Origin of the sequence: uncultured Abyssibacter sp. (assembly GCF_964000955.1) — a bacterium.
GTDB lineage: Bacteria > Pseudomonadota > Gammaproteobacteria > Nevskiales > OUC007 > Abyssibacter.
In genome coordinates this window covers 1-20,952 of sequence record NZ_CAXFCL010000139.1, presented here as the reverse complement: position 1 = coordinate 20,952, position 20,952 = coordinate 1, and the positions used below count along the sequence as shown (strand labels likewise).

Below are 20,952 nucleotides of genomic sequence, written 5' to 3'. Positions count from 1 at the left end.
CATCCGGAATGCGTACACCGAATGCATGGATCGCCGTTCTGTTCGTGGTGCCGTTCACGCTGCTGGTCGGTGCCTGGTCGGTGGTGTCGGCGGCGTCGTTTCATATGCCCAAGCAGGTCGGCTGGGCCGACGGTGACGCCGCGGCGCGTTTCGAACACCACTTCGATGATGCGTTTCCGCTGCGGCAGGTCGGGCAGAACCTGTGGGCCGCGGCGCGCTATGAGCTGCTGGGCGAGGGCCGCGATGGTCTGGTCGTGGGCAGGGATGGCTGGTTCTACACCGAACAGGAATTCCGCCCCTACCCGGACGAGGACGCCAACCTGCGGCAGCACCTGCAATGGATTGTCGCGGTGCACCGCTATCTCGCCGATCGCGGAGTCGATCTCGCGGTGACGCTGCTGCCCGCCAAGGCGCGGGTTTACGACGAGTATCGCGGTGAACACGCGCCGTCGCCGACACATGCCGAACTCTACGAACGTGCCCGCTGGCAGTTGCGCAGCGCCGGTGTGCTGGTGCCGGACATGCTCGGTGCCATGCAACGCTGCAAGACCGAGGCGCAGGTCTTCCTCAAGACCGACACTCACTGGACCCCGGACGGGGCGGGCTGCGTGGCCACGGCCCTGGCCCGCGATCGCCGAGCCCAGCTCGCCGTTGCCGATGCCGATCCGACCGAGTTCGAGAGCTTTCGCAAGGAAACGGTGGAGCATCGCGGCGACCTGATGAACTACCTGCCGCTGGCGCCGGTATTCGAATCGCTGCTGCCCGACGCCGAACGCGTGCCGCGGATCGAGACCGTGGCCAAGGCGTCCGGCTCCGCCGATGCCCTGTTCGGCGGTTCGGACACCGTGCCGGTGGCGCTGGTCGGCACCAGCTACAGCGCCGACCCGCTGTGGCATTTCACCGGGGCGCTGCAGCAGGCCCTGCGACGCGATGTCGTGAACTTTGCCGAGGACGGCCACGGCCCGTTCAAGCCGATGGCCCGCTTTCTTGCCGGCGACGCCCTGCATACGGTCCAGCCGCGACTGGTGGTCTGGGAGATCCCGGAACGCTACCTGGTACAGCCGGATGACAGCACCGAGATGCCTCCGCTGCGGACCACCCAAGCTCAACGCCACACGGAGATTCGAGTATGAACGTCAAGACACTCCACGCCCTGCGGATCGGCCCGATGTCGTGGCTGACTGGTCTGGCGGCCATGATCCTGGCGAGCGCGCCGCTGCACGCCGGCGATGATGCGCTATACGGCCCCGAAGCCCCGCCGGGATCGGCATTCGTCCGCATCTTCAACGCGACGCCCAGTTCGGTGGCCGGCGGCACGATCGGCGGTGAGCCGGTGGAGACGCTGGATCAGTACGAGGCCAGCAGCTACGCCTTCGTGCCGGCCGGCGACCACACGATTTCCTTCGGCCCGGACAGCCTGACCCGGACCCTGGAAGCCGACCGTTACTACACCGCCACGCTGGGCGATGGCGGTCTGACGCTGCACGCGCTGGATACGCCGGAGGACGATCTCAAGGCGCTGGTCGTGTTCTACAACCTGACCGACAGCGGCAGTCTGCAGCTCAAGACCGCGGACGGGTCGGCCACCATCGCCGAAGCCGCCGACGGGGATTTCGCGACCCGCGAGGTCAACCCGCTGCGCGTGGCGATGGCGGTCTATGCCGGCGATCAGATGCTGGCGGATACCGATCCGGTGAATCTCGCCCGTGGACGGGCATTCAGCCTGTTCGTCACCCCCGGTCGCGGCCAGCCGCGGCTGACCTGGGTGGTCGACTGAACCGGTCAGGTCAAGCGCAAGGGATGCAGACATGTTGAACAGCAACCGACAGACACAGGGACCGTGGCTGCGTGGTGTTTCCGCCGCGGCGGCGACGCTGCTGATGGTGGTCGCCGCGGGTGCCGGGGCCCAGCAGGCGCCGGCGTTTCCGGAACTGCCGAAGTACGAGCTTCAGCCCTGCTGCAATCTATGCCCCGAGGCCGCCGATCCCGCGAGCTACACGGGCTACCTGGACGGATTCCGGATGATGGTCCAGGGTGACAACGGCTGGTTGTTCCGGACCGAGGACGACCTCAAGGATCGTTACGCGCTGATGCCGTCGACCTACCAGTCGGTCTCGCTGCTTCAGCAGCGCCTGGCGGCCCGTGGCGTCACCCTGGTCATGCTGCCGTTGCCGCCGCGTGGCCTGATGGCCTGGCGGCACCTGCCGGACCACATGAAGCAGGATGTGTCGCGCGACATGGCGCGAGTCGGCTACCAGGTGCTGTTGCAGGACCTGCGCGATGCCGGCGCCGTGGTGCCGCGGCTGGGGCAGTTGCTCTACGGTCCGCAGGAGGATTCCTTCTATTTCAAGCGCGACCATCACTGGACGCCGTCCGGCGCCAAGCGCACCGCGTTGCAGACCGCCGAGAGAATTCGCGAACTCGACGCCTTCGCCGACATCCCGGCCAAGACCTTCACCACGCGTCAGCAGGGCATCCTGCGAAAGTCCGGCACCTACGCCGAGGCGGTCGAGCGGATGTGCGGGTTCGGCTATCCGGAGCAGGTAATCCCGCGATTCACCACGTCGACCGAGGGCAGTGGCTCGGACTTGTTCGGCGATGCCGACAAGCCGCAGATCGTCCTGGCCGGGACGAGCAACAGCGATCCCGCCTACAACTTCGCCGGCTTTCTGGCCGAGGCGCTGGGTGTGGACGTGCTGAACGTCTCGGTGACCGGCGGCGGCATCGACGCGGCGTTGTTGCAGTACTTCATGAGCGAGGACTTTCGCGAATCGCCGCCGAAGATCCTGATCTGGGAAATGCCGGTCTACAGCAATTTCGACGAGGCCGACCTGTTCCGCCAGATCCTGCCGTCGGTGGACAACGGCTGCGAGGGCGACGATCCCGTCATGCAGGTGCAGACGCCGCTCAAGCCCGATTCCCTCACCGAAACCCTGTTCAACGGTGACGGCAAGGTCGAGTCCATTCACGGCGGGCAGTACCTGCTGGATGTGAGGCTCAACCGTCCGGACATCGACAAGCTGCATTTTTCCGTCTGGTACATGAACGGAAAGAACGACAACTTCACCATCGAGCGCTCGCGTCATATCGATACGCAGGGCCGGTTCGTCATCACCCTGCGAGAGGGTGAGGACTTCACCGACGCCGTGTTCATGGGGCTGGACCTGGGCCCCGATCCGGACGTCGGAGAGCCGCCGCTGCCCGAGGGCACGGAGGCCACCGTGACCTTGTGCGAGCGCCACGCCTGAAAAACGAGGACGCCATGAAGCTGAATCTCCCGACACCCCGTCAACCGCTGCTCGCAGTGCCGGTCTCGGCCTTGCTGCTGGCGGCCGGCTGCGCCTCCAATCCCGGACAGCCGGTCCAGAGCGGGTCCGCGGCGCCGCAGCCCGTGACCACGCCGGCCCGCCTCAAGGCGCCGGCCGGGTTTTACGCGGTGGCTCGCGCCGATGACGAGTTCGACGGCTGCCCGGACGCCAGCACCCCCCACACGGGTCCGCTGAGCTTTCCCAGCAAGTACGAGGGCTCCGATGCCGCCCGGGACGACCTGAACGAAGAAGCGGCCCGGCGTTATAACTCGCAGGTCGAGCCCATTCGGGACCTTGAGCGCGGCATCAACAATCTGGTCGAGGATTATCTGGAGACCGCCGACATCGCCGCGGTCGACTGCGCGCTGACCTGGATGCTCGACTGGGCCCGCGCTGACGCCATGACCGGAACGGCGACAACCCACACCGGCAAGTCCATGCGCAAGTGGGCGCTGTCCAGCATCGCCTCGGCGTATCTGCGGCTGAAATTCTCCGCCAGCGAGCCGCTGCATCCGTATCCGGATCAGGCGGCGGAGATCGAGGACTGGCTGGGCGAGCTGGCCTATCTGGTCGTCGACGACTGGAGCAACGTGCCGCAGCGCAAGTTCAACAACCACGAGTACTGGGCGGCCTGGTCGGTGATGAGCGTTGCCGTGGTGCTGAACGATCGCCGGCTGTTCGACTGGTCGGTGGATCAGTACGACCGCGCGGCGAATCAGGTGACCGATGAGGGTTACCTGAACAATGAGCTGCGGCGGGAGACCCGCGCGCTGTTCTATCACAACTACTCGCTGCCGCCGCTGGCGATGATGGCCGCATTCGGCGATGCCAACGGGCTGGACCTGGAGGCTCGCGGCGACCACGCCCTGACCCGGTTGGCTTCGCGCGTGCTGGCCGGCCTGGACGAGCCGGCCATGTTCCGCAACAAGGCCGGTGCCCGGCAGAAGCTCGGGGACTTCAAGCCGTCGAAGTTCTCGTGGCTTGAACCCTACTGCTCGATCGAATCCTGCACCGGCGCGTTCGCACGCCGCCTGGCGGAGTACCGTCCGCTGGACAACTACCGGGTCGGAGGCAACGTGACCGACCTGTTCAACCCACGTCAATCGTCCTGATTGTTCCCGCGTCGGTGTCCGGGTACCGCCTCGGGGCGCTGCGCACTCAACCGACCGTCGGAGGTCTGAAATCATGGAAGACAAGCAAACTCCAATCGTGAGTGCACGTACACCGGGTCGCGTCGTGGTCCCGGTGGTTCTCGCCGGGGGCTCGGGTACACGCCTGTGGCCGCTGTCGCGCAAGCAGAAACCCAAGCAGTTCCTGGAACTGACCAGCGAGCATTCGCTGTTTCAGGAGACGCTGCTGCGCAGTGGCGGCCTCAGCCGGGTGGCGGCGCCGATGATTGTCGGCAGCGAGCCGCATCGCTTCCTGATCAGCGAGCAGATGGAGGCCATCGGCCTGAAGCCGGACTGCATCATCCTGGAGCCGGAGGGTCGCGACACCGCGCCCGCGGTCGCGATCGCCGCGCAGCAGGTGGCGAACCGTCACGGCCCGGAGGCGATCGCGCTGGTGATGCCGGCGGATCACGCCATCAGCGACATCGAGGCATTCCGCGTCGCCGTCGAGGCGGCGATGGATGTCGGCGAGGCCGGCGAGATCGTCACCTTCGGCATCCAGCCGACTCGGCCGGAAACCGGTTACGGCTACGTGCGCTGCCTGCCCACCAACGGCCGTGCGGCTCGCACGGTCGACGCCTTCGTCGAAAAACCGGATGCCGAGATCGCCGAGACCTACGTCGCCGACGACGACACATTCTGGAACTCGGGCATGTTCCTGTTCCGCGCCGATCGCATGCTGGAGGATCTGGAGACGCTGGAACCCGACCTGATGCAGAACGCCCGCCGGGCGCTGATCAACGCCGAGGTCGACGGCGCCTTCCTGCGCCTGGACCCGCTGTCGTTCAAGGCCTGCCGATCGGTGTCCATCGACTACGCGGTGATGGAGCGCACGGACCGGATCGCGTTGATGCCGCTGGCTGCCGGCTGGGATGACGTCGGTGCCTGGACCTACATGGACCGCCTGCCCGCCGACGACGAGCACGGCAACCGGACGCGGGGCGACGTGCAGTTGCTCAACGCCACCGACAATGTCGTGCATTCCAGCAAACGGCTGGTCGCGCTGTCCGGAGTCAGTGACCTGATCGTCGTGGAAACGGCCGATGCGGTGCTGATCGCGCACAAGCATGATGCCCAGTCGGTCAAGCAGCTCGTGAAGCAGCTCGAACGGCTGGAACGCCCCGAGGTCGAGCACCGCCAGCGTGTTTACCGTCCGTGGGGCTTTTACGAAAGCGTGGCCTACGGCTCGCGCTTCCAGACCAAGCGCATTTGCGTGAAGCCGGGCGCCAAGCTGAGCCTGCAGATGCACCACCATCGCGCCGAGCACTGGATCATCGTCCAGGGCACCGCGATCGTGACCCGCGACGACGATAGCTTCATGCTGTCGGAAAACGAGTCGACCTACATCCCGATCGGATCGACGCACCGGCTGGAGAATCCCGGCAACATCCCGCTGGAGTTGATCGAGGTGCAGTCGGGCACCTACCTCGGAGAGGACGACATTGTCCGGTTCGATGATGTCTACGGACGAGCGGGTGCGACCCCGCAGCCCGGTCCGGAGACCGGGAACCCCGACGTGCCGGCTCCGCAGACACCGGAGCCGGCGACGGCGGAATCCGTCTGAGGGGCGGGAATCCTGCGAGCACTCTGGCGGTGGCATCCGCCGGAGTGCTTCTGCCGTGGGGCTTTTGTCGTCCGACGACCGGCGCCAGGAATTGCTGCACTGCGATCCTCAGGTGATATATTCGTTAAGTCTCTGGGGAAAGAGCCTGCACGCGGGCTGGTGCATCATGCCGTATCGAACACTGATCCGAATGCTAGTCATTGGCCTGCTTGGGCTGGGGAGCTGGCAAACCGCTTTCGCGCAGAGCGACGATCCGCTCGAGGGCTTCGACACCCTGGTCAGAAACACGGCGATCAGGGCGGCGGACGTGATCGAGACGGCGGGCTACCCGGAACCCGCCGCGGTGATTCGACGCACCTGCAGCGTGCCCACCTTCGTCAATTGCCTGATTGACCTCAGCGTCTACGGCGGCACCATCCTGATCTTCCGCGAGCATGAAGTCGTCGGAACGTTCTACACCACGATCGGTGAAGACGAGATCGCGCGGGACTATCAGCACTGCGAGGAGGATCCCGGGATCATCGGGGCGTCCTCCGATCTCGGCAGCATCCACTGCACCGAACAGCTGCTCACCGACCCACTGTGGGTCGGGATGCGCGCGGTGATTCTGAATCTGGCCGATGCGGCCGAGACCGTCGGCTACACGACATCCGCCCGAGCGATGCGGGAAGCCTGCGAGTATCCGGGTGAAGTCTCGAACCAGATCATGACCTGCGCCCTGTCGCCCTACACGCTGCTGCTGGATATCACGCCGCGTTCCGGTGATCCGGTCGCCGCTCCGGGTTGCACCTCCTCCGGGGTGATGTCCGGCTGCTCCGTGCTGCGGCCGGGTCAGATCGACAGCCTGGCCGATCTCGGCCTGGGCCAGCTGGACCAGACGGGCGACAACAGCTTCTCGGCAACCGATCTCGCGCTGTTGTCCGGGCTCGGTGGCGCATTGACGGATTTGCTGGACGGGCTGTTCGGTGTTCTCGCGGGACAGCCGCCTGAAAGCCCGGCGTTGGCCGTGTTGCCGATCATCGCGGCGGGGCCGCAAATTCAGCAGGGCTCGCCGATCGCTGACGATCTGTACACATTCATGCAGAGCCTCGCGGCGATGTCCTCCGTGGAGTCTGCGACGTCGACACCGCGCCGCGCGGCCCGCTTGTCGCCGTAGCGACCGCCCTGGTGACCTGCCGGGCTCCGGTCTTGGCGCGCACGTCAAGCGCTCGTCCGTAGATCATTCGCGCTGGCGTGAATGATTTACGCACAAGCGCTCAATCTCCGCTGCCTCTCGTGGTCGAAGTCGACCGCGCGCTGATTCGCACCAATCTGTCCGATGAACTGCTGATCGAGGGGTTGCTGAGGCGTCCATGGCGCACGCTCGCGTGCTTGCGAGTCATCCGCCAGGGTGTCGCGGCCGTCGAAGCGGGCTGGACCCGGGCAAACTCACTGAACGTGGCGATGCTGCCATACAACCGGGACGTGCTGGCCCTGATGGGCGACGCCCACCGGGCCGGACGGCCGGTCCACCTGATATCGACTTCCGATCCGGATCTGCTGCATCGCATCGCCGCGCACTTGGGCGGGGTTGCGGGATGCCCGGGTCTGGCCGTCGGTGCGGGCCGCGAGGGCGCGCAGTTGCCCGACTGGCCGGTGCGGCGTTTCGGGGCTCGCGCCTTCGAGCATGTCGGCGGATCGCGCGCGGCCGGGCCGCTGTGGCGACAAGCTGGACGTGTGGTCACGGTCGGCCTCGGTCGCCGGTCCCGCCGCGCGGTCGACAGGCTGGGGCGTGAGCAATCCGTCGCGGTTCTGCATTTGTCCGCCGGCGCCGGGGGTCTGGCGAGACTACGGCCCTGGCTGCAGCTGTTCCGACCGCGGCAATGGGGCGCGGAAGTGGTGTTGCTGATCACGCTCGTGGTGTTCGCGCCAACACCGACACCGCCCGCATCCGTCTGGATTCTTGTTGCGGGTTACTGGTGTCTGGGGCTGGCCGGTCGGGTCGTGGCCGGTGTATTCGCGGTGTCCCGACACCGCGAGGCTGCCGACCCGCCGGGAGGGCCGGTCAATCCGTTCGCCAACGGGCGTCTGAACCCGCGGACCGGGCTGCTGTCGTGCCTGCTGCTGGTCGTGGTTGGCGGGTTGATGCTGGCCGGTTTCGATTGGCGGGTCGGTCTGCTGGCGACTCTTCACGGCCTGCTGTGTGGCATCCCGACCTTCACCACCCGGCGCGTGCGGGGCCTGGCGGCCATGTGGGGTCCGGCGCGCATGGCGGTTGCGATGCTGGTCGGGTATCTCGCGGCCGGTACGCTCAGTTCTTGACGCGGCAGCGGGTCAACGGCCGACCTCGGCCGATACCGTAGCCCTGCACATAATCGATGCCCAGCGAGAACATGGCCTGCACCAGTTCCTGGTTGTGCGCGTGCTCGGCGATCAGCGGCAGTTCCAGGGCGTCGCCCAGCTGCACGATGGCCTTCAGGATCGCCCGGTCCTGTTTGTCTTCCAGGAAGTTGCGGACCAGTGAGCCGTCGATCTTCAGATAGTCCAGTGGCAGTTGCTTCAGTCGCGAGAAGGAGCTGTAACCCGAGCCGAAATCGTCCAGCGCAATCTTGCAGCCCAGCTGGCGGATCTGCTGCAGGGCGGCGGATGCCTCCACGGGCTTTTTCATCGCGAAGGTCTCGGTGACCTCGACGGTGATCTTGGGTGCATGCGCGATGTTGGCGAGCATCACCGTCATCCAGTCCCCGAAGCAGCTCTCGTTGGCGAGGGTGTAGCCGGAGAGGTTGATGTGAACCCGTCCCAGCAGTCCCGATTCGTTCTGCTGCTGGCCCATCCATGTCACCAGCTTGGTGAGATTGAGCACGTCGAGCTGACCAATCAGGCCGAAGCGCTCGGCGGTTGGCAGAAACTGCTTGGGCAAGGTCGGCAGCTTGGTTTTCGAACAGACGCGCGTGAGCACTTCAACGCCAAGCAGGTTGCCGTCCGCCTGGACAATCGGTTCCGCGAACAGGCAGAGCCGATCCTCGTTGATGATCGAGATCACGTCGCCGACACGACAGTGCTCGGAGGACGGTTGGGTCAATTCCTCCAGCTCCACGGGCACCGACCGATTCCGCCCATCGGACTTGGCGTCCTCCACCGCGGTCGTCAGCAGCGCGAGGATATCCTCGGTGCTGAACTCGAGGTCGGTACCGATCCATGTCGTACCCACACTGGCGGTGATGGTCGTGTTGTACCGGGACGGCGTGAGATCCATCGTGCGCAGCGCGAAGATGATCTCGTTGGCCTGTTGCTGTGTCTCGGAGAGGTTTCCCGTGGCCACCACGACCACGAATTCGTCGGCGCACAGGCGACCGACGGCGATCACCTGGTCGCGATTCTGCAGCATGCGGCCGATGCGGCGCAGCACGACATCCGCCGCGTCGCGTCCGATGACGTGATTGACCAGGCCAAATCGATCGAGGTTGACCAGCAGCAGCCCGAACCCGTCGACATCGCCATCGCGCAGATCGCGCAACATGGCGTCGATGGTCTGGCGAATGCCCATTCCGTTCTGAACCCCCGAGGTGCTGTCATGCAGCTCGCGGTACCGGACCTGGCGACGCAGCCGGTCGTGTTCGGTTGCATCGTGAAACGAGCACATGGCGCCGATGGGCTCGCCTGTCGCGGAGAAGAGCGGTTTGGCCATGGCACGGATCAGCCGCGATGCCGCACCCGTTCTCGGTCGGATCAGCATTTCGTATCCGGGGGTCTCGATGCCGTGGATCGCCTTGTTGAGCGGAATTTCATCCGGCTTGTAGAGGGTGCGTCCATCCAGATGATAGATGCCGAAAAGCTCGGGCCAGTGCTCCGGTGAGGTGATGTGCGGGCCGCTGCCAAGCAGTTTCTCGGCATTGGCGTTCTGGTAGATCACTCGTCCGTCAACGCCCACGAGCACGACGGCGTCCTGGATGCTGTCCAGCAGCAGACTGATGGTTTCGAGCAGTGTTTCGCTGGGCAAGCGCTCGCGCAGCGTCTCAATGGACGTGGGAAGCGCGACAAGCTGTTGAGACCACGGCTCGTCTGAAGTCGACATTTGACCCTCCTTGGGCTGATCACCTGGCCAGAGGATGATTTTTTCAGACTAACCGCTATTTACGATGTTTTCCATCGTAATATTTCGACATCGGCCGGGCTCAAGAAATCATCGTGGGTGTCGATACGCCAGCCAAGCATTGAACAAGGTTGATACGTCCGTGCTGGATACCATCACCCAGGAGTCCGTCATCCGGCTGGCGACGCAGCAGTCCCTGCCCGCGCCCCCTCAGGTCGTGATGCGCCTGCTCCAGGTACTACGTGGTGAAGAGTTTTCGCTGGCTGACGTGGTCGAGGTCGTCGAGTCCGACGTCTCCGCGGCGGCCGCCGTCATGGCTGCGGCGAATTCCGCGGCGAATCGAGGTGTTTCGCCGACGCAATCGGTGCGGGACGCGGTGACCAGGCTTGGCGCCAGGACGACCCGTGACCGGGTGATGCATCAGGCCATGCAGTCGGCGTTTCAGCCCCGGCATCCCGCGCTGACCGGTTTGCTGAACAAGGAGTGGGCGCTTGCCGCCGCCGTGGCCACATTGCTGCGCCGGATCGCCGATCCGGATCTGGGATTCGAGGATCCGGACTCCGCGTTCACGGTCGGCCTGTTTCATAACATCGGCATGGTGCCATTGCTCAGTGCTGCCCCGGCCTTGATCGACATCGGATCGGCGGCCAGCTACTACACGGCGGCCCGCCACCATGCCAGCGCGCTGGGTGGGGCGCTGGCGCGGCGCTGGTACCTGGGCGATGCGGTCTACGCTACGGCGCTGAAATGCCTGCGGCCCGCTGTCGATGTATGGGGGCCCTGGACGCTGGTCGGCATCGCGCGGCAGGTCTGCGCGGAGCAGCTTGGGCACCAAGTCGCCTGCGACCCGGAGTCCCTGGACCGGGCCGTGACGCTGGCCCAGCAGGCCTTGCAACGGTCGGATGTGGTCGCCTGGCTGCAGGACAGTGCGGTCGGTGAAGCCATGGCCAGCTGAGGCTGGCCGCTGCGCCGGCGGCGCCTTCCGGAGATAATCCACCGTTTGGGCCGGACCGGAGCTGACGGTGCGTGTGGCACTTTCCTTTATTCGCGGGTGTGGACTGGCGCTGGTTGGCTGCGTCTTCGTGGTCCCGCTCGCGTTGCTGTTCGTCGCGTCCCTGCACGCACCGGGGTCGGTGCCGGTGCCCGGCGATCTCTGGCCGGCGTCACCGGGGACGCGGGCGTATCAGGCCGTATTCGCGCATGTCCCCATGGCGGGCGCCATGCTCAATTCCCTCGTCCTGGTGGGGTTGTTCGTGCCGACGGCCATCGTCGCGGGCAGTCTCGGCGGGCTGGGGATTCGACTGATGTCACCGGCCTGGCAGCTTGCCTGCGTGACGTTGCTGGTGGGCGCCGCGTCGGTGCCCTACGCGGCGATCTGGTTGCCGCGGTTCATGGCGTTTCAGGCACTGGGCTTCGGCGGCAGCTGGGTGCCGTTGTGGGCGCCCGCGCTGATGGGCGGACATCCGCTGCTGGTGCTGTTGTTCTATCTCGCCGCGCGGGGCATCCCCATGTCGCAGCTGGAGGCGGCCCGGCTTGAATCCGCGGGCTGGTTGCGAATCTGGTGGCGGGTTGCATTGCCTCAGATGCGTCCGGCGGTGGCCGCGGCCGCGTTGCTGGCCACTGCCTGGTGCTGGTCCAGCTTCACCGAACCGCTGCTCTACCTGCATAGCGAGCGTTCGCAGACCGCTCCGCTGATGTTGCACGCGCTGGAGTTGCTTGGCGCCAGCAACTGGTCGGTACTGATGGCGGCATCGATGCTGCTCGCCGCGCCAGTGGTGCTGATCTTGCTGATTGTCCCGTTCAGCCTGAACCGTTCCGTGGGAGGATGACTTGATCGAATTCCGCCGTCCCCTGGCGCTTGCGGCGCTGGTGCTGTGCCTGTCGGCCTGCGGCCGTGGCGATGCCCCGGATTCGGTCCACCTGCGTTTGCAGGCCGTGGCGGATCCGGTCGAGGCCAGAGCCTATCGTGAACTGATCGATGCATTTCGGACCGAGCGGCCGGATGTGGAGGTGGAGTTCGTACCGGTTGGTCGTCATGCCGAACACGTGACCCGGCTCACCACCTCCTTCGCCGCAGGCAATGCGCCGGACCTGTTCCTGATCAACTTTCGTCGCTGGGGGCAGTTCATCGCGAGTGACGTGCTGGAACCGGTGGGCCCGCTGTTGCGGGACGCGGGCCTGTTCGAGCGCGAAGCGTTCTACGAACCGCCGCTGGACGGCTTCACCTACGGTGGCGAGCTGATCTGCATGCCACAGAACGTGTCATCGCTGGTCGTGTACTGGAACCGGGCACTGTTCAAGCAGTATGGCGTGGAGCCACCGGCGCCCGACTGGACCTGGAAGGAGTTTCATGATGCCGCGAGGGCATTGACCCGTGATCTGGACGGCGATCGCCGCGCCGATCTCTATGGTCTGGATGTCGATCCTTCGATCATCCGGCTGGCGCCGTTCGTGTGGCAGGCGGGCGGCCGGATCGTCGATGACATCCACGCGCCCACGCGGTTCGCGCTGCGCTCGACGCAGGCCGTCACGGGCCTGATGTTCCTCAAGCGGCTGAAGAACGAGGTCGGCGTGATTCCGCCGCTGATCGAACGGCGCGCCGAGGGGCCGGATGCCCGATTCATCCGGGGTGGTGCGGCGATGACGCTGAACAGCCGGCGGTTCTCGGCCGGCCTGCGCGCCGTCGACGGCCTGGACTGGGATGTGGCGCCGCTGCCCCGACATCGCGAGGCGGCGTCGGTGCTGCATGCCGACGCCTATTGCCTCGGGCGGCAGAGCCGGCACAAGGCGGCGGCGCGCGACTTCATCGCCTTTGCCACCGGCGAGACCGGGCAGGCCTTGCTGTCGGCCTCGGGTCGCATCGTCCCGGTGCGCAAGTCGGTGGCCGAAAGCGAGGCGTTCCTCGACCCGGATCAGCCGCCGGCGTCCGCCCGTGTCTTTCTCGACACCATCCCGACGCTGCGGCGTACGCCGAACATCCCGACCTGGTACGAAATCGAGACGCGTATCAATCCCGTCATCGAGGAATGGATGTTCGAATCCGCGGCGCAGATGGCGGGCGAGGCCAACTTCGGTCTGCGTGATGGTTATCTGCTGGTCGATCTGATCGAGCAGGCGGCGGGCGGGTTGCTGAAGCCGGCGCCGGCTGGCGGAAAGACGGAAAACGATTCGTGACGGTTGCCGTGGATTCCGAGTCCGGACTGGATGTCGCCGGACTGACGGTTCACCTGGGCGGACGGGACATCCTGCGCAGCATTGACCTGACCGCGCGGCGCGGCGAGTTTCTGGTGCTGGCCGGGCCTTCCGGCAGCGGCAAGTCCACGCTGCTGCGGGCCATCGCGGGTCTGGTTCCCTGTGCGGGCGGAACGATCCGGGCCGGAGGCGTCGCTATCGGCGATCTGCCCCCGGGTTCGCGCGAGATCGCGATGGTGTTCCAGGATCACGCACTGATGCCGCATCTGACGGTGGCCGGCAATCTGATGTTCGGGCTGCGGGCGCGCGGCGTGGCCCGTCGCGAGGCGCGACGTCGTGCGGATGACGTCGCCTCGCGGCTGGGCCTGGAGCCGTTGCTGGATCGGCGCGCCTCGGGGTTGTCTGGCGGGGAACGTCAGCGTGTGGCGCTGGGCCGCGCCATGTTGCGTGATGCCCGCCTGGTGCTGATGGACGAGCCGCTGTCGAGTCTGGATGCGCCGTTGCGAGCGCGTCTGCGGCGGGAAATCCTGGAGCTGCATCGGCGTCAGCACTGGACCACCGTTTACGTGACGCACGATCAGGCGGAGGCCCTGTCCATGGCCGACCGGCTGGGCGTGCTGATCGACGGCGTGTTGCAACAGGTGGATACGCCTCTGGCGATGTACCGTCAGCCCGCCAGCACGCGGGTCGCCGCGTTCCTGGGACAACCCGCCATGCAGTTGTTTCAGGCGAAGGTGAGTGCCGGGGCGGTTTCGCTGCTCGGCGGTGAGCGGCCGGTTGCGACAGAATCGGCACAGGGTCACCTGATCGCTGGCGTGCGCGCCGAGGACGTGCGCGTCACGGGTTCGAGCTGGGCGCCGCTGCGGGAGGATGACTGGCGCATCGAGGGGCGGATCGGCCAGGTCGAGCATCTGGGTGACGTGCAGTGGCTGCATTGCGACGTGGCGGGCGAGGCGTTGATCGCCCGTGTCGAGCCCGACGCCGCCTATCGGGCCGACCAGTCTGTCGTCCTGGGGATCGCGCCGGACGCCGTGCGCTGGTTTGATGGGCGAACGGGTCTGCATCTGTGAAAACCTCCGGTGCGTGGCTGGCGGGTCTCGTCGTCGTCACAACCATCGCGCTGGTGATGGTGCCGCTGCTCGGGACGCTGGTGCTGGCGCTGTTCCGTTACGACGCGCTGAATCCGCCGCAGTGGATCGGGCTGACGCATGTCCGAACCATGCTGGAGGATCCGCTGTTTCGAACCGCGCTGCGGAATTCGTTGTGGTTGATCGTTCTCGCGGTGCCCGTGCGGTTGCTGATCGCGCTGGTGCTGGGATTGTTGCTCGCCGGCCGTGGGCGTCTGGCGGGTGTCACGCTGGTTCCCGTCTTCACGCCAGTGGTGCTGCCCGAACTGGTCTGGGCCATGGCATGGCTCTGGATTCTGAACCCATTCTTCGGGCCGGCGGCCTGGCTGCTCAACGCCATGCAGTACGGCGGCGCGCAATGGCTGCTGACCGTTTCCGGTGCTCGCACCGCCATGGTCATCGTGCTGAGCTTCCTGATTGGCGAGCTGGTGCTGGTGATCCTGGCAACCCGTCGCCAGATTCCGCACCAGCGCTACGAACTCTGTGCCGTGGAAGGCGCCGGTGCCTGGTACAGCTTTTCCCGGGTAACGTTGCCGGCGATGTCGCCGATGCTGCTGTTACTGGCGGCGCGGGACGTGGTGCTGGTGCTCCAGCTGGCGTTCGTGCCGGCGCTGGTGGTGACCAAGACCGGGCCGCAGTTCGCCACCTTGTTTCTGCCGCACTACATCTATCAGAACGCGTTCGAGTACCTGCGATTCGGCTACGCGGCGGCGATGAGCGCGGTACTGGTGTTCGCCGTGCTTGTGGTGCTGCTCACGCAGTTCCTGCTGCTGCGGCGCTGGGTGCTGCGGGCCTGACCGAAACGGTCGGGCTGTCGAGCTACTGCGGGTTGGTCACCCTGGCCGGAGACTGCCGGACGAATTGGGCGAAATCCGCGGCCGGCACTGGCTTGGCGAACAGATAACCCTGCATGGCATCGCAACCGAGTGCGCGGAGAGCCTCGTACTGCTCCTCGGTTTCCACGCCTTCGGCCACCGTGTGCAAGTCCAGGCTTTTGGCCAGCGCGACAATGGCATTGCAGATTGTGGCCTGTTGGTCCTCGGAATCGACCCCGCGGACGAACTCGCGGTCGATCTTCACGGTGTCGATTGCAAACGTCTTGAGATGCGTCAGTGACGAGTAGCCGGTGCCGAAGTCATCCAGTGCGATCGAGAACCCGTGCGATTTCAGTTGCCGCAGCGCTTCCCGGGTCTGCTCCATGTCCGTCAGCAGCGCGGATTCGGTGAGTTCGACTTCCAGGCGATGTGGTTGGACCCCGAACTCCTCGCAGGTCTGGATGAGCAGGTTGACGATCCCGAGATGCCCGAGGTTGGCGGCGGAGATGTTGATGGCGATCTGGATGTCGCCCAGGTCCGCGAATTCAGTCGACGCCAGCAGGCTGCAAACCTTGCGGATCACCCATGTATCCAGTTCCACGATGAGATCGGATTCTTCGGCCACCGCGACGAAGGTCGTCGGAGGAATCCAGCCCAGGTCCTTGCTGTGCCAGCGCAGCAGGGCTTCGGCCCCCATCACCACCTTGTCGCCGTCGACCTTCGCCTGAAGGTGTAGCTGCAGTTCGTCGTTGGCCAACGCCAGTCGCAGGCGCGTTTCCAGTGCGAGACGCGATTCCAGCCGCGCGGTCATTTCCTTGCTGTAGACCAGCACGCCATCGGCCTGTGGGTGCGACTGGCTCGACGCGGCGGTGGCCGCGTAGCGGATCAGCGTGTCCGCGTCGGGCGCATGCTGCGGCGCGCGCGCCATGCCAACGGACGCGGCGATGGGGACGCGGTGCTGGCCGATGGTCAGCGATTCGGTGCAGATCAGGCGCAGGCGCTCGCCAATCGAGAACGGCTGGGAGTCGTCCAGCGAGTCGGTTTCGATAAACACCAGGAAATGGTCGGAATCGAGGCGGGCCAGATCGCGCCGCCCGTGTGTCTGCTCGTGCCCGTGCACCGCGCGCATGAGACGGGATGCCAGTGTCTGCCACATGTCGTTCAGCAGCTGCTGCGGCAACGACTGCGTGATCTGTCTGGGCACAAAAATCCGGATACACAGAACGGCAAGGAAATTCTCGTGGTCGGTTTGGCGGCTCAGCACGTCATTCGCGCGCTGTTCGAACAGCTCCCGATTGGGCAGGCCCGTGATGCGATCGTAAAACGCAAGCTGATTGAGACGGGCCTTGCGCTCCTGCGCCTTGAAATTGAGGCGCAGCAGCCACCACAGCAGGAACATCGCGGCGGCTGCGTAGCAGGCGTAGGCCCACCAGGTTCCCCACGGAGGCCGGGCCACATGAATCGGTAGTGTCAGTGGTTCCGGAGTCCAGACGCCGTCACTGTTGCTGGCCCGGATCATGAGCGTGTAGTGGCCCGGATCAAGGTTCGTGTAGGTCGCGCGGTTGCGCGGCGAGGGCGGGCTCCAGGTCTTGTCAAAGCCGTCCAGCTTGACCGAATAGAGATTTCGCTCGGGGGCGGCGTAGTCGGTTGCGGCGAACTCGAAGGCCACGACGTTTTCGTCGTGTGCCAGATGCAAGGCTTTGCGAAGGTAGGGGGGCGGCCTCCCCGTCGCAGGCACGCCAAATAGCAGTATGTCTGTCAGCAGGATTCGTGGTGGTTGTGTGTTCCACTCAATGGTCTGAGGATCAATGACGTTGAAGCCGCCTGGCCCACCAAAGTACAGGGTGCCGTCTTCTGCCCTGTGGTGGGCGCCAAAGTTGAACTCGTCGCCGAAGCTGCCGTGGCCTTGGTGAAACGACCGGACCGCACTCGTGTTTGGATCGAGCCTCATCAAGCCATTGTTGCTGCTGAGCCAGAGGCGTCCTGCCGCGTCGGACTCGATGCCGAAAATGACGTTGCTCGAGAGTCCGTCAGCAGATGAAATCAGTGAGAACTCGGGTCGCGTCTGTTCCAGCGATTCGCGGCTCAGCTTGGCGAGACCTTGGGCTCCCGTGCCTATCCACATATTGTCCTCATTGTCGGCGTGCAAGCTGTAGATGGTGTTGGACGGCAGACTTCCAGGTTCATTCGCGTTCTCGCGAAAATGCCGGAACTGGTCGGATTCTAGGTTCAGCATCATCAGTCCGCTGGCTTCCGTCCCGATCCAAAGCTCCCGGTTTTTTACGACCGCCAAAGCTGTCGCACGGATGCGTTCCAGGCCGGCCATCGCTCCCTCAAAACCCAAACGTTCAATGGAAAGCGAGTCTGTGTCGATGCGAGCGACGCCGCCGTTGTAGCTGCCCGCCCAGACGGTTCCGGGTGGCCCTTCCACCAACGACATGATTCCAGCGGCTCCAAGCGCGTCCCGGCGAGAGGGAGACATTGGCATCGAAGTGATGGTCTCTTGTTCCGGGTCGTAGTGGAGTAGTCCGTCCGCCAGCGTGCCGATCCAGATCTTGCCGTTCTCGTCTCGTAGAAGTGACATGACGCTGTCTTGCCCGAGGTCGTACAGGGCAGAGGGTGGAGCTGGATTTGAGTGGCCGGAACCATTCAGATGCAGAAGCCCAGATCCAATTGTTCCGATCCAGACCGTGTTGTCGGGCTGTTCCAAGAACGCGTTGACATGTACGCCAGAGAGCACTTCCGGCGTCCGAGGGCCCAGAGACCAGCTGCGTGGGTTCCAGATCGCGGTACCTCCACCGCGTGTACCGATCCAGATCAGCCCAGAGTCGTCCTGAGCGAAACTCATGATGAAATCATTCGGCAGGCTGAACTGATTCGCAGGTTCGTGCCTGACGATTTGAGAAGTGCCGTCGGGAAAGATCAGCGCAATGCCTGACTGAGTGCCGATCCAGATTCGCCCTTCGTCGTCCTCCATGAGGGCACGAATCCGATTACTGGGCAGCGTTATTCATGCGCCTGACTCGGCTCGGAAATGGTCAAACTCACCAGTCTCTGGATTCAGGCGCGATACCCCGGAATCGAATGTGCCGATCCAGATATTCCCATGGCGATCTTCCATGACACTGGCCACATTGTTTGCTGCCAGCGTCCGGGCTTCATCAGCGGCGCTGTCGTGCAGGTAAGACTTGATCGTGTTGGATGGACGCTGAATCCTGTGGACGCCCCGCTGGCTCCCGGCCCAAATTGTGCCGCCGCTTCCCTCGGCTAACGATGTGATTGCGCTTCGGCGCGCAGATGGCTGGTTCTTCGCTTCGCTCAGGAACCACGCAAACGGATGGGCGTCGGGAGTGAGTGCGACAATGCCGTTATCGCGTGTCCCGACCCAGATCGTTCCGTCTGACGCCACCAGCAGGTCGTAGATGCGAGCGTTGGTGAGGTCTTCCCCATCCTGCCCGGTTAGTTGGACCGTATCGATCCGATCGGCGCGACGATCCCAACGCATCACGCCAGCGTCATCACTACCGATCCAAAGGTTGCCCTCGGAATCCTCTTCAATAGCCCAGATGTAGTCGCTTCGCAGGTGGTCGGTTCGGCCACTCTGTCTGTAATAGGTCTGGATCTTGTGGCCATCGAAGCGATTCAGGCCGCTCTCCGTGGCGAGCCAGATGAAACCGAAGGCATCCTGATGAATATCCATCACGGTGCTCTGGCTGAGGCCCTCTCTCAGGCTGAGCCGCTCGAAGGACAGCGGTGTGGTCCGTGACGCCGCGGCGGCGGCGGCCGAAAGCGTCAGGGACAGGACAGCCGCGAGCGACAACCAGCGCGTGTGCGAGCTATGGGGCGTCCAGCGTCCGCGTCTTGGCCGGAGGCGACCTTGAGACTCGGCATTGCGGATGGGTGCGACGTTCATCCGCAAGAGTATGTCTGCGCTGGTGTAATGATTTTGCGATTCCGCCGTTGATCGGGTGAGCAAGACCAGTAACGCAACACCCCAAGAGCGTTTAACGTTTACTGAAGAACGAGAGTTCTACCCTCGAAGCTTAAAAGAAAACGACGCCGGAAAGGATTGCCCGGCATCGATATTCACCAGGCTTCAGGGACTAGGCCGCAGACGGGCCACGCATCATGCACACGCGCATTCTGGGGATCGGGGCCGGCGGACTCGCCGCGCTTGGGGTCGCTCTCTTTTCCATGGCGGATAGTGATTCGCCAGTTTCCTTCGCGGCCGAAGTCGCAGGGTTCTACATCGTTCAGGCGGACTCGCTGGAAACAGCGCATTCCGCCATCGAGCGGGTCGCCGGCGAGGCCATTGGTGAACTGCCGCTGATCAACGCGGCGAGCGCCTCGCTCACCGAGGCGCAGGTGGCTGCATTGCGGGCGAGCGGTGGCTTGCGCGTATACGAGGACGCTCGTCTCGAGGTCAGCGGGCAGGTTCCCGACACGTTCTATCCGATCTGGGTCGGCGCCGATCGCTTGCACGCGAGCGGCATCGACGGGTCCGGTATCGGTATCGCGATTATCGATACCGGCATGTGGCCTCTGCTCGCCAGCGAAATGACCGTGGTCAATGGCGTGGATACCACTGGTAGCCGGACCAATGTGGCCTCCGCGCCGTTCTCTCCCGCTGCGGTTCGCGATGACAGCGGGCACGGCACGCATATCGCGTCGGTTGCCGCCGGTAGCGAGCTGACCGCCGATGGGCGGTACGAAGGGGTGGCGCCCGGCGCCGACGTCTATGTGGTCAAGGCATTCGATGCGAGCGGCTACGGGACTTATCTCGACGTGATCGAGGGGATTCAATGGGTCGTGGATCACCATGAGGCGCTGGGTATCCGGGTGATGAACCTCTCGTTCAGCGGCGAGCCGCAGTCGTTCTACTGGGACGATCCGCTGAATCAGGCGGTGATGTCCGCCTGGGAGGCGGGCATCGTGGTGGTGACGTCCGCCGGCAATACGGGGCCGACTCCGATGACGGTGGGTGTCCCGGGCAACGTGCCGTACGTGATCACCGTTGGTTCGGTGGATGACAACTTCACGCCCGATGACAACAGCGACGACTTCCTGTCCTCATTTTCGTCCACGGGCCCGACCTACGAAGGTTTCGTCAAGCCCGAGCTGACGGCGCCTGGAGGTCACATGCTGGCGCACATGAATCCGGATGGGCTGATTCCGCGGACCTATCCGAGCTACATGGACAACAGCGGCATGTATTTCACGATGTCCGGGACATCCCAGGCCGCGGGCGTGATCTCCGGCGTGGCGGCGCTCGTGCTGCAGGCGAATCCGGACCTGACGCCCGATGACGTGAAGTGTCGGCTGCTGCGCTCGGCCAAGCCGGTGGTGGATGCCGACGGAACCGCGCTGTACTCCATCTTCCAGCAGGGCGCGGGACTGGTCTATGCCCCAGACGCGGTGTACGGAGACGCGACCGGCTGTGCCAACGTCGGGCTCGACATCGCGGCGGATCTCTCCGGTGACGCACATTACGTCGGTGCCGCGACGCAACTGGAGGACGGGACGTTTGCGTTGGTGAATCCCGAAACGCAGCAGGTTTCGGACGTGAGTGGGACGACCTGGGATGGAAGCTATACCTACACGCAGGGTTACACGTGGAGCGGAGGCGACGGGGGTACGGGAATACCCGGCGATGAGGGCGGGACGACGTCCAATGACGGTTACACGTGGAGCGGAGGCGACGGGGG

At 64.9% G+C, this 20,952-nt stretch carries 16 protein-coding genes; 13 read left to right on the top strand and 3 right to left on the bottom strand.

Translation table 11 applies throughout. From position 1 onward, the window contains the following. Window positions 1–8 precede the first annotated feature (8 nt). From ABNS06_RS06565 to ABNS06_RS06535, 7 genes are all read left to right on the top strand, one after another. Window positions 9–1,133 carry an alginate O-acetyltransferase gene (locus ABNS06_RS06565; RefSeq protein ID WP_348673362.1) on the top strand — a complete coding sequence of 375 codons (1,125 nt, stop codon included), beginning with the start codon at window positions 9–11 and terminating at the stop codon, window positions 1,131–1,133. After that, window positions 1,130–1,777 carry an alginate O-acetyltransferase AlgF gene (locus tag ABNS06_RS06560; RefSeq protein ID WP_348673361.1) on the top strand — a complete coding sequence of 216 codons (648 nt, stop codon included), beginning with the start codon at window positions 1,130–1,132 and terminating at the stop codon, window positions 1,775–1,777. The genes ABNS06_RS06565 and ABNS06_RS06560 overlap by 4 nt, the downstream gene beginning before the upstream one ends. A gap of 31 nt (window positions 1,778–1,808) precedes the next feature. Then, on the top strand, window positions 1,809–3,248 hold the full coding sequence (locus tag ABNS06_RS06555) for an alginate biosynthesis protein AlgX (protein WP_348673359.1): 1,440 nt from the start codon (window positions 1,809–1,811) through the stop codon (window positions 3,246–3,248). Between the two features lie 14 nt (window positions 3,249–3,262). Beyond that, the gene (locus ABNS06_RS06550; protein WP_348673358.1) at window positions 3,263–4,420 is read left to right on the top strand and encodes a mannuronate-specific alginate lyase; all 1,158 of its coding nucleotides are present in this window, start codon (window positions 3,263–3,265) and stop codon (window positions 4,418–4,420) included. Window positions 4,421–4,517: 97 nt separating this feature from the next. Beyond that, the gene (locus ABNS06_RS06545; protein WP_348673357.1) at window positions 4,518–6,041 is read left to right on the top strand and encodes a mannose-1-phosphate guanylyltransferase/mannose-6-phosphate isomerase; all 1,524 of its coding nucleotides are present in this window, start codon (window positions 4,518–4,520) and stop codon (window positions 6,039–6,041) included. A gap of 190 nt (window positions 6,042–6,231) precedes the next feature. Next, window positions 6,232–7,197, top strand: coding sequence for a hypothetical protein (locus ABNS06_RS06540; RefSeq protein WP_348673356.1), 966 nt, complete (start codon window positions 6,232–6,234; stop codon window positions 7,195–7,197). A 119-nt stretch (window positions 7,198–7,316) separates the two neighbouring features. Beyond that, complete coding sequence (locus tag ABNS06_RS06535) at window positions 7,317–8,342, top strand: hypothetical protein (RefSeq protein WP_348673355.1); 1,026 nt, start codon at window positions 7,317–7,319, stop codon at window positions 8,340–8,342. Here ABNS06_RS06535 and ABNS06_RS06530 read toward each other — a convergent pair. Beyond that, window positions 8,332–10,095, bottom strand: coding sequence for an EAL domain-containing protein (locus ABNS06_RS06530; RefSeq protein ID WP_348673353.1), 1,764 nt, complete (start codon window positions 10,093–10,095; stop codon window positions 8,332–8,334). The genes ABNS06_RS06535 and ABNS06_RS06530 overlap by 11 nt on opposite strands. Before the next feature lie 139 nt (window positions 10,096–10,234). On the opposite strand from ABNS06_RS06530, the gene ABNS06_RS06525 reads away from it, so the two are divergent. The 5 genes from ABNS06_RS06525 to ABNS06_RS06505 all read left to right on the top strand — a co-directional run bounded on the left by ABNS06_RS06525 (window position 10,235) and on the right by ABNS06_RS06505 (window position 15,229). Continuing rightward, on the top strand, window positions 10,235–11,068 hold the full coding sequence (locus ABNS06_RS06525) for an HDOD domain-containing protein (protein ID WP_348673352.1): 834 nt from the start codon (window positions 10,235–10,237) through the stop codon (window positions 11,066–11,068). A gap of 67 nt (window positions 11,069–11,135) precedes the next feature. After that, window positions 11,136–11,942: an ABC transporter permease subunit gene (locus ABNS06_RS06520; RefSeq protein ID WP_348673350.1), complete on the top strand. Its 807-nt coding sequence runs from the start codon at window positions 11,136–11,138 to the stop codon at window positions 11,940–11,942. Window position 11,943: 1 nt separating this feature from the next. After that, window positions 11,944–13,287: a sugar ABC transporter substrate-binding protein gene (locus tag ABNS06_RS06515; protein WP_348673348.1), complete on the top strand. Its 1,344-nt coding sequence runs from the start codon at window positions 11,944–11,946 to the stop codon at window positions 13,285–13,287. Beyond that, window positions 13,284–14,375 (top strand): ABC transporter ATP-binding protein, encoded by a 1,092-nt coding sequence (locus tag ABNS06_RS06510; RefSeq protein WP_348673347.1) that lies wholly within the window; start codon window positions 13,284–13,286, stop codon window positions 14,373–14,375. The genes ABNS06_RS06515 and ABNS06_RS06510 overlap by 4 nt, the downstream gene beginning before the upstream one ends. Further along, the gene (locus ABNS06_RS06505; RefSeq protein ID WP_348673345.1) at window positions 14,372–15,229 is read left to right on the top strand and encodes a sugar ABC transporter permease; all 858 of its coding nucleotides are present in this window, start codon (window positions 14,372–14,374) and stop codon (window positions 15,227–15,229) included. Before ABNS06_RS06510 ends, ABNS06_RS06505 begins: the two co-directional genes overlap by 4 nt. A 22-nt stretch (window positions 15,230–15,251) precedes the next feature. Here the strand turns inward: ABNS06_RS06505 and ABNS06_RS06500 are convergent, their stop codons facing one another. Both ABNS06_RS06500 and ABNS06_RS06495 read right to left on the bottom strand, forming a co-directional pair. Next, window positions 15,252–18,251 (bottom strand): EAL domain-containing protein, encoded by a 3,000-nt coding sequence (locus ABNS06_RS06500; protein WP_348673369.1) that lies wholly within the window; start codon window positions 18,249–18,251, stop codon window positions 15,252–15,254. 6 nt (window positions 18,252–18,257) lie between these two features. Then, entirely contained in the window at window positions 18,258–19,160 is a 903-nt protein-coding gene (locus ABNS06_RS06495) for a two-component regulator propeller domain-containing protein (protein WP_348673368.1), read from the bottom strand. 215 nt (window positions 19,161–19,375) lie between these two features. Between ABNS06_RS06495 and ABNS06_RS06490 the strand changes: the two genes are divergently transcribed. Continuing rightward, the coding region (locus ABNS06_RS06490) for a S8 family peptidase (RefSeq protein WP_348673344.1) at window positions 19,376–20,952 on the top strand (1,577 nt) is incomplete at its 3' end.